The 8,994-nt window shown below is 46.6% G+C and carries 8 protein-coding genes and 2 pseudogenes; 7 read left to right on the top strand and 3 right to left on the bottom strand.

From position 1 onward, the window contains the following. From A1D16_RS17835 to A1D16_RS17825, 3 genes and pseudogenes are all read left to right on the top strand, one after another. Window positions 1–586: pseudogene (locus A1D16_RS17835) on the top strand (ATP-dependent DNA ligase); the annotation flags it as partial. Window positions 587–636: 50 nt separating this feature from the next. Continuing rightward, window positions 637–2,028 (top strand): c-type cytochrome, encoded by a 1,392-nt coding sequence (locus A1D16_RS17830; protein ID WP_290712011.1) that lies wholly within the window; start codon window positions 637–639, stop codon window positions 2,026–2,028. Continuing rightward, complete coding sequence (locus A1D16_RS17825) at window positions 2,028–4,490, top strand: ligase-associated DNA damage response DEXH box helicase (RefSeq protein WP_290712009.1); 2,463 nt, start codon at window positions 2,028–2,030, stop codon at window positions 4,488–4,490. Before A1D16_RS17830 ends, A1D16_RS17825 begins: the two co-directional genes overlap by 1 nt. A 1-nt stretch (window position 4,491) precedes the next feature. Here A1D16_RS17825 and A1D16_RS17820 read toward each other — a convergent pair whose 3' ends face one another. After that, window positions 4,492–4,980 carry a hypothetical protein gene (locus A1D16_RS17820; RefSeq protein ID WP_290712007.1) on the bottom strand — a complete coding sequence of 163 codons (489 nt, stop codon included), beginning with the start codon at window positions 4,978–4,980 and terminating at the stop codon, window positions 4,492–4,494. 57 nt (window positions 4,981–5,037) lie between these two features. On the opposite strand from A1D16_RS17820, the gene pdeM reads away from it, so the two are divergent. Further along, complete coding sequence (pdeM, locus tag A1D16_RS17815) at window positions 5,038–5,694, top strand: ligase-associated DNA damage response endonuclease PdeM (RefSeq protein ID WP_290712005.1); 657 nt, start codon at window positions 5,038–5,040, stop codon at window positions 5,692–5,694. Window positions 5,695–5,718: 24 nt separating this feature from the next. Then, window positions 5,719–6,621, top strand: coding sequence for a histone deacetylase (locus tag A1D16_RS17810; RefSeq protein ID WP_290712003.1), 903 nt, complete (start codon window positions 5,719–5,721; stop codon window positions 6,619–6,621). Between the two features lie 118 nt (window positions 6,622–6,739). Here A1D16_RS17810 and A1D16_RS17805 read toward each other — a convergent pair whose 3' ends face one another. Next, entirely contained in the window at window positions 6,740–7,489 is a 750-nt protein-coding gene (locus A1D16_RS17805; protein ID WP_290712001.1) for an XRE family transcriptional regulator, read from the bottom strand. Between the two features lie 176 nt (window positions 7,490–7,665). Between A1D16_RS17805 and surE the strand changes: the two genes are divergently transcribed. Both surE and A1D16_RS17795 read left to right on the top strand, forming a co-directional pair. Next, window positions 7,666–8,466, top strand: a complete 801-nt coding sequence (gene surE / locus A1D16_RS17800) for a 5'/3'-nucleotidase SurE (protein WP_290711999.1) — start codon at window positions 7,666–7,668, stop codon at window positions 8,464–8,466. Further along, complete coding sequence (locus A1D16_RS17795) at window positions 8,450–8,749, top strand: hypothetical protein (protein WP_290711997.1); 300 nt, start codon at window positions 8,450–8,452, stop codon at window positions 8,747–8,749. The genes surE and A1D16_RS17795 overlap by 17 nt, the downstream gene beginning before the upstream one ends. Before the next feature lie 2 nt (window positions 8,750–8,751). Here A1D16_RS17795 and A1D16_RS17790 read toward each other — a convergent pair. Continuing rightward, window positions 8,752–8,994, bottom strand: a pseudogene (locus tag A1D16_RS17790) (lipid-A-disaccharide synthase); the annotation flags it as partial.

The following is an 8,994-nucleotide window of genomic DNA, read 5'->3' as shown; positions in this document are numbered from 1 at the left end:
GCTCAGCACCATTCGCCACCCAGCCCTGTTTCTACCACCCGCGCTGGCCTTCACCAACTGGGAAGAATTGGCAACACAACATCGACAGGCGCGGGATTTCTTTGCCGAAGGCCTTATGATCAAACGAAAAAACTCTCTCTACCAGGTTGGTCGCAAACGAGGTGATTGGTGGAAATGGAAAACAGCCCCCCTCACCATCGACGCCGTGCTGATCTATGCGCAGAAAGGCCATGGCCGCCGAAGTAACCTCTATACCGATTATACATTTGCCGTAAAAGACGGCGACAAATTGGTTACTTTCACCAAAGCTTATTCGGGACTTACCGACAAGGAACTGGGAGAAGTGGATGCCTTTGTAAAACGGAATGCACAGGAAAAATTCGGCCCGGTTAGAACGGTTAAACCCGAACTGGTGTTTGAAATTGCGTTTGAAGGTATTGCTGCTTCGCCCCGGCATAAAAGTGGGGTGGCGCTTCGTTTTCCCCGCATCAACCGCTGGCGCAAGGACAAACCCTGGCAGGAAATTAATACACTCGACGATTTAAAATTACTCTTGCAACAATTTGGCACCCGAACCGATTCTTAGAACATTCAGGTGCCGATAATTGTTTCTACTATTGATTTAACCGGCATGTTATGCTTACCCGTATCAGTTTACTCCTTATTGGTTTTGTAGGATTGGTGGTGGTGCTGTTGAGCAGCCATACTTCACTGCGCGATCCGGTTAAACCAATTCCTATTCCTCCCTCTCCGCAACGGAGCGGTGATGCTGCTAAAGGTTACCAGTATTTAGTGAGCGGAGATTATGTTAAGGGCGGCCTACCCTATGACCTGTTTTTGATGGGTCGGGGAAAAGACAGTACTAATTTCCTCCATCGTACGGGCTTAAACGCCACAGTGGGGCACGATTTTACCGTTGTGAAAGCCCCCAATGGTGAAAACCTGGTAGCGCCTAATTGCCTGCAATGCCATGCACAGGTGGTGAACGATTCATTGGTGCTGGGCCTCGGCAATACCTTTATTGATTTTACCCAGGGACAACAATTGAATGCCAATGCCCTTCGTATGATGGGCACTATGCTTAAACGGAATGCCCCTTCAAAATACGAAGCCAGTGCGCCGTTTATCCAGGTAGCGGGCACTATTGGCCCCTATTTGGGAACAGCTGTACGCGGCGTAAATGCGGCCGACCGGCTGGCAGCCGTATTAGTGGCCCACCGCGACCCCATAACCCTGAAATGGAGCGACTCCGCCCTGATGCAATTACCCAATGAAGTTATTCCCAGTGATGTTCCTGCCTGGTGGTTGCTGAAAAAGAAAAACGCCATGTTCTACAATGGCTTCGGCCGCGGCGATTTTGGACGTTTCCTGATGGCCTCTAATCTACTGACGGTTACCGACTCCTCCGAAGCAGGACAGGTAGACCGGAAAATCAGCGACTTGCTTTCCTTTATCAATAAGCTGAAAGCACCGGTTTACCCTGGTAAAGTGGATACCACTTTAGCGCTTAAAGGACAGCAAATATTTATCGATAATTGCTCCAAATGCCATGGCAAATACGGCGCGGAAGAAGAGTATCCTAATTTACTGATCCCCGCCGCTATTATTAAAACCGATGAAGCCCTGTTCAAAAGCAATTACCAATACCCGCAGTTCGTAGAATGGTTTAACCGAAGTTGGTTTTCGATGGGCGATCACCCGGCCCGGCTGGTTCCCTTCGACGGCTATATTGCCCCGCCGCTGGATGGGGTTTGGAGTACTGCGCCTTACCTGCATAACGGATCGGTTCCGTTTTTGGAAGCGGTGTTGAATACAAAGCTGCGTCCAAAATACTGGAAACGGAATTTTGCCAATAACAAGTACGATGTCAACCAAATGTCGTGGGAGTTTACTGCAGTGGCTACCCCCGGCGATAAACAGGTCTACAATACCGACCTGAAGGGTTATGGCAACCAGGGACATGAATTTGGCGATAAGCTCTCCAATACCGAACGGAGAGCCGTACTCGAATATTTAAAAACGCTTTAGTGTTGTTCTCTTCTTCCATAGGTTTTCGCGTAATACGTGAATGGTTAGCCGAAAAAGAGTTTCGCCCTTTTGATTACCAGTTGGAAGCCTGGGAGCTGATTTCCAATGGCTCCTGCGGATTGGTGAATGCACCTACAGGTTATGGTAAAACCTTCTCCGTTTTTTTAGGTGCGCTCATTCAGTACATTAACGAACACCCCACCGAGTATCGAAGCAAAGCACCGAACTGTTTACAGTTATTATGGATTTCTCCATTGCGGGCATTAGCAAAAGATATTGGCCGTGCCATGGAGGAAGTAATCAGTGAATTAGGCATGCCCTGGAAAGTAGGTATTCGAAACGGAGATACCCCCACCGCCGAACGGCAGCGGCAGAAACGGCAATCGCCCGAAATCCTGATTATTACACCCGAAAGCTTGCATTTATTACTGGCGCAGAAAGGCTATCCTGTTTTGTTCCGCTCACTTCGTTTACTGGCGGTGGATGAATGGCATGAACTGATCGGCAGCAAACGCGGGGTACTGGTAGAACTGGCTATCAGCCGCCTGGTTGCACTGCAACAACCAGGCTTGCCTGCCTTGAGCATTTTTGGTATTTCCGCCACCATCGGCAACCTCGAGCAGGCGAAAGAAGTACTGCTGGCACCAACCGGTAAAACCGGAAAAACCGTGTCGGCCCGTTTGCCAAAAAAAACCGAAATCATTTCCATTCTGCCCGATGAAATTGAAAAATATCCCTGGTCGGGCCATTTGGGCCTGAAGCTGGTTGATAAAATAATCCCGATCATAGAAGCCAGCACCACTACCCTCCTGTTCATCAATACCCGCGGTATGAGTGAGCGCTGGTACCAGGCCATCCTGGATGTGGCACCACATCTGGCCGGCGCCATTGCCCTGCACCACGGTAGTATTGAACAGGATCTGCGCATTTGGGTGGAGGAAGCCCTTCATGCCGGCACACTGAAATGCGTGGTGTGTACCGCCAGCCTGGACCTGGGCGTTGATTTTCGCCCGGTTGAAACCGTTATACAGGTAGGCTCTCCCAAAGGCGTGGCCCGTTTTATGCAGCGCGCCGGCCGAAGTGGTCACCAGCCGGGCGCTACCAGTAAAATTTATTTTCTGCCCACCCATTCGCTGGAGCTGATGGAAGCCGCTGCGCTGAAAGAAGCCATCAGCCAGGAGTTTATTGAATCGAGAGAACCTTTTCTTTTATGTTTTGACGTATTGTTACAATACTTATGCACCCTGGCTATTTCAGAAGGCTTTGAACCAGCGCAAACCTTTGCGGAGATACAGAATACTTTTTGTTTCCGCTACATAACCAAAGAAGAATGGCAACAGGTATTGCAATTTCTTGTACACGGCGGCAACGCCCTGCAGCAGTACGACGACTATAAAAAAGTAGAAGTGTTGGACGGTTTGTACCGGATCACCAGCAGGCGCATGGCCATGCGACACCGGATGCATATCGGCACCATTGTGAGCGATGCCATGTTGAAAGTAAAATTTGTTTCAGGCGGTTATGTGGGGGTAATTGAAGAGTGGTTTATTTCGCGCCTTGAACCGGGCGAATGTTTTACGCTTGCGGGCCGCAACCTGGAATTGGTGATGATCAAAGACATGACGGTGCTGGTACGGAAATCGACCTCCAAAAAATCAACTGTACCAAGTTGGAACGGCGGACGAATGCCCTTGTCGTCTAATTTGGGTTCTATGCTGCGACAAACCTTTAATGAAGCCGGGCAGAGCGATCAACTGGAAGTGCAGGTTTTACAACCCTTATTTGATTTGCAAAACCAGTTAAGCAGCGTGCCTACCGCCAGTGAACTGTTGATAGAACAAATAGAAACGAAGGACGGTTTCCATTTATACGTTTTTCCCTTTGAAGGCCGGCTCGTACATGAAGCCATGGCTGCAATATTAGCCTATCGCATCAGTAAAATCAGGCCTATTAGTTTTTCCTTTGCCATGAATGATTACGGGTTTGAATTATTGAGTGATCAGCCGATTCCGGTAGACGATACCAATGTATATGAACTGTTCAGTACGGATAATTTATTTGCCGATATTCAGCGAAGTGTGAACAGCACGGAGATGGCTAAACGAAAATTCAGGGATATTGCCGTTATCGGCGGATTGATTTTCCAGGGTTATCCAGGTGAACATAAAAAAGCGAGACACCTGCAATCAAGTGCCTCGCTGCTGTTTAAAGTGTTCCAGGAATACGACCCGGATAATTTGTTGATGCGCCAGGCTTACCAGGAAGTATTTGATCAGCAAATGGAAGAAACCAGGCTTCGCCAAATGCTCGAAAGAATACAACAAAGCCGCATTGTGCTAACCTATCCCGAAAAGCTGACACCGTTTTGTTTCCCCATTAAAGTGGATAGTAAACGCGAGAGCCTTTCATCTGAAAGCCTGGAAGACCGGGTTCGGAAAATGCAACTTCAATTGCTCAAATAATTTACTTCATATGCTTGAGTTGGGTAGCATAGAGGACAACGAATAAAAGTGGCAGACCTAACCCGGAAATATAACTGGAGGTAGAACTGAAATAATTCGAGAACCCGAGAATTATAGCAAAGCCAATAATCGGAAGTATTTCTCCCACCAGGTAAATAAAGAATCCATCTTTCTTTAGTTTACGCATCTGAATGGCTCCATATACACATAAAACCACGCCAAGAATGGTAACAATCCAAAGCGGCGTAGCATTTGCTTCCATCAGATCAAAAACCCGAATCCCTTTTTCCATTTCGGCCACATCCTTTTCCGACATTCGCTCAAGCGTGGCAGGATCTTCCATTGCTTTTTTAGCAAATCCTATAAAAAACTTGGAAATTGGTATTGAAACCAGCATAAAAGCCGACCCGATGAACGTAAGAATGGTCAGTACATTCAACATCGTTGGGAGCTTTTTCTTTTCTTCTTCAAATGGGTTTAAAACATTCATAATGCGGAGTTTTGAGTTTGGAATTCTTAAAAATAAAGCATTTAGCTTTGTACTTGCATGAAAGCACCACATTCTTTTCAACTGGCCCATCAGCAGTTATGGTTAACGCCCCTGAAAGCTATTTATTGGGAAAACCAGGCAGCCCTTCTTGTTTCTGATCTGCATTTTGGGAAAACAGGGCATTTCCGTAAATCCGGGATCGGTGTTCCACAGGATTTGTACAAGGAGGACCTGCAACGTCTCTTCCACCTGGTGCAATACTTTCAGCCCCGGGAACTCATTATTGTGGGAGATTTTTTTCATTCGGCCTATAACCGGGAAACCGACTGGTTTGCGCGCTGGCGGAAAGACCACCCTGCCTTAGAATGTACCCTGGTAATGGGAAACCATGATATCCTGCACCATACATGGTACGAGGAGCAGGCCGTTGAGCTGGTGCGGGGCACCTACACAAAAGGCCCCTTTTCATTTATGCACGATTGGGAAGAAGAACAAGTTCCGGCGCATAATTATACTTTTTCAGGGCATATCCATCCCGGTATCCGTTTACAGGGAATGGGTAAACAATCGCTGCGTTTGCCTTGTTTTTATTTTGGAAAAAACAGGGCAATATTACCAGCGTTCAGTGCTTTTACCGGGCTGGCCATTGTGTCGCCCGAAGCAGGTTCCTCCATATTTGCCATTGCTAATCAGCAAATCATCCATCTGCAATAAATAGTTTGCATTACCTAAGTTTCTATGAACCGTTATATTGCTTTTGACCCCATCTATGCGCATCCCCTTCCGGCGGGGCATCGGTTTCCGATGCTGAAATATGAATTGATCCCCGCCCAACTGCTTTATGAATCCATTATCACAGAAAAGGAACTCTACCGCCCCAACAGTTGTGCTATAGCCACTGTTCTGAAAACTCATACCGAAGCCTATGTTCAGAAACTTATTCATCAGCAGTTATCGGCCCGGGAACAGCGGCATATTGGCTTTCCGCAATCCCCTGCACTTACACAGCGAGAGCTTATCATTACACAGGGTACAATCGATTGTGCCGACTTTGCGCTTTCTAATGGCGTGGCCCTGAATGTGGCGGGTGGCACCCACCATGCGTTTGCTGACCGGGGAGAAGGATTTTGCCTGCTGAATGATGTGGGGGTTGCTGCCAATTATCTATTGGAAGAAAAAAAATGCCGGCAGATCCTTGTAATTGACCTCGATGTTCACCAGGGAAACGGAACGGCGAAATTATTTGAGAACAAGCCGGCGGTTTTCACTTTTAGTATGCACGGAAGACATAATTATCCTTTTCATAAAGAACAGTCCGACCTCGATATTCCCCTGGAAGACGGCATTGGGAATGATGCCTACCTGTTTTTATTGGAGGAACAGCTAACCGATATACTTAACCGAATTAAACCCGATTTGGCCTTTTATATTGCGGGTGTTGATATTTTGGAAACGGATAAGTTCGGAAAATTAAACATTTCTAAAGAAGGCTGCAGGTTAAGAGACAGGATGGTATTCACTTATTTACAGCGGGCGGGAATTCCTTGTGTGGTTTCGATGGGAGGCGGTTACTCACCCGATATCCGGGATATTGTAGAAGCGCATTGCAATACATTTCGGGAAGCTTTCTCGATATATTAAAGAAAGCGGTATGCACTTGAAAAAGATCCGATGGAGAAAAAAAATAAGCCCCGTGTAACACGGGGCCTTACTAACCCATAGTACTAAAAACAACCAACTTGCATCAGGGATAACCCTGCTAATTCATTTTTTTCTTTAAAGAACTGACCTGCTCCTGTAAATTGGATACAACGGAAGCCAGTTGATCCACGTCCCAGCGCTGTTGCTGATTAGCGCGTGTTATCACCATCTGGGCCTGCCAAACTTCCAGCACGTCATTGGCATCGATCTGGTAGGGCTGAAAAACAGGATTATCACTTACCAGGGTAAATTTCTGTTTGGCCCTTGCATTTTTCATTATTCGTTTATATACGATGCCTTCCTGCTTCGATACCACGATATAGGTATTACTTGATTTGAGGTTCTCCATATCTTCCACTTTTTCCCCAACAATAATGGATCCGCTAGGTGTAGGTAACATAGAATCTCCTACGATTTCAAAAGCACGGTAAGATCCGGGGGCCAGCATCGGAAGCGTAAAAGTGTTCAGTTCGTCAATAAACTCGGGGTCTGCATAGCCATTTAGGTAACCTGCTGCGGCTTTCATGGGCACAAACTGTATAACTGTTGGCACAGCAGCCAGTTTCTGCGCTCTTCGTTTGGCAATATAACTTCCTTTATTATCCTCGAGGTCTTTCAGGAAAAGCTCGTCCAGGCTAACTTTAAATAATTCGCTTACCAGTTCCAGCACTTCCAGCCTGGGTTCCGCCCTTTCCTCTTCATAGGCGCCGAGCAGGGAACGTTTGATCTTTAACTTGGCGGCAAAATCCTCCTGCGTCCATCCACGCAGCTTGCGCAAGTATTTTAAGTTTTTTCCGGCAAATGACATGCTAACAGATTTAGTACAAAAATACTAAAGTTTTTATCAACGACAAGCATTTTTCCTAAAAAATTTAATCCCCTCCTTTCACCCTCCTCCTTTCACCCTCCTGCTTTCACCCTCCTGCTTTCACCCTCCTGCTTTCACACTTCACCCCTTCCCCCCTTTTCCTTACCTTGCGCCCTATGGCTACAAAATCGAAAAAAGAAGAACCGGTTATCCTGGTTACAAACGATGATGGCGTTACAGCTCCTGGTATCCAGAACCTGGTAGAAGCGGTACGTGGATTAGGAAAAATTGTAGTGGTAGCCCCCGACAAACCACAATCGGGCATGGGGCATGCCATCACCATAGGTTCGCCGATCCGGTTACAGCCGATTCAATTATACGAAGGTATTGAAGCCTATAGCTGCACCGGCACGCCGGTAGATTGTGTAAAACTTGCTGTTGATAAAGTCTTACATCGTAAGCCCGATATCTGTATCAGTGGAATTAATCATGGCGCCAACCATTCCATTAATGTAATTTACTCCGGCACCATGTCTGCAGCGGTGGAAGCCGCTATTGAAAGCATACCCTCTATCGGGTTTTCGCTGCTTGATTACAGTATTGAAGCCGATTTTTCTGCAGCAGCCCAATACGCACGTATCATCACTGAAATGGTATTGCGTAAAAAACTGGATAAACACCTGGTGCTGAATGTGAATATACCGGCACTTCCCTTTGAGCAGATCAAGGGTATGAAAATATGCCGGCAGGCTTATGCAAAGTACCAGGAAGACTTTCTGGAAAGACACGACCCTCATGGCCGCCGCTATTATTGGTTAACCGGAGAATTTCAGAACTTCGACAAAGGAAGAGATACGGATGTGTGGGCCCTGGAAAATAATTATGTAAGTGTGGTGCCGGTACAATTTGACCTCACCAATTACGTTCTAAAAGCCAAACTTGAAAAAAGCTGGAAAGCTCATGCTAAAAAAAGATAGTCTGCAACTCGGCATTTTGTTGGGATTCCTTGCTCCCTTGCTCGGTTTACTCGTGTATTACCTGATTGTATTCATGCCCCGGCATGTTAGTTTTTCAGATTACCTGAAATACCTGAGCCAGCTGAAATCACTGTTAACCGGTGTCAGCAGTATTTCCCTGATTGCCAATGCCATTTTATTTACCGTTTACATCAATAGCCGAAGAGATAAAACCGCCAAAGGCATTTTTGTTTCTACGCTGATTTATGGTGTATTGGTACTGCTTATAAAACTGGTAGCCTAGGCTCAGCTACTCTTTTGCTGCAACCAGTTCCAGATTTCTTCTGCTGCCTGGGCTGAGGCATTTCCTCCTTGCTGTAATAACTGGCTGAGTTGGCGGTAATCTTCCAGGATACGGTTCCGGTAATTTGTGTTGTGCAGCAATTCTGCTAACTCCGTTTTTAAATTTTCAGGATTCATAGCATCCTGAATCATCTCTTTTACCACCAGCCTGTCCATGATCAGGTTTACCAGAGAGATATACTTCAC

It is taken from the genome of Flavihumibacter sp. CACIAM 22H1, assembly GCF_001601815.1.
GTDB lineage: Bacteria > Bacteroidota > Bacteroidia > Chitinophagales > Chitinophagaceae > Flavihumibacter.
The sequence above is the reverse complement of the archived record's forward strand: the minus strand, read 5'-3'. Positions and strand labels throughout refer to the sequence as shown.

Coding starts and splice junctions, on each gene's coding strand:
- A1D16_RS17820 (WP_290712007.1), bottom strand. CDS start 4,980: ATGAATGTTTTAAACCCATTTGAAGAAGAAAAGAAAAAGCTCCCAACG.
- surE (WP_290711999.1), top strand. CDS start 7,666: ATGGCTACAAAATCGAAAAAAGAAGAACCGGTTATCCTGGTTACAAAC.
- A1D16_RS17795 (WP_290711997.1), top strand. CDS start 8,450: ATGCTAAAAAAAGATAGTCTGCAACTCGGCATTTTGTTGGGATTCCTT.
- A1D16_RS17810 (WP_290712003.1), top strand. CDS start 5,719: ATGAACCGTTATATTGCTTTTGACCCCATCTATGCGCATCCCCTTCCG.
- pdeM (WP_290712005.1), top strand. CDS start 5,038: ATGAAAGCACCACATTCTTTTCAACTGGCCCATCAGCAGTTATGGTTA.
- A1D16_RS17805 (WP_290712001.1), bottom strand. CDS start 7,489: ATGTCATTTGCCGGAAAAAACTTAAAATACTTGCGCAAGCTGCGTGGA.
- A1D16_RS17830 (WP_290712011.1), top strand. CDS start 637: ATGCTTACCCGTATCAGTTTACTCCTTATTGGTTTTGTAGGATTGGTG.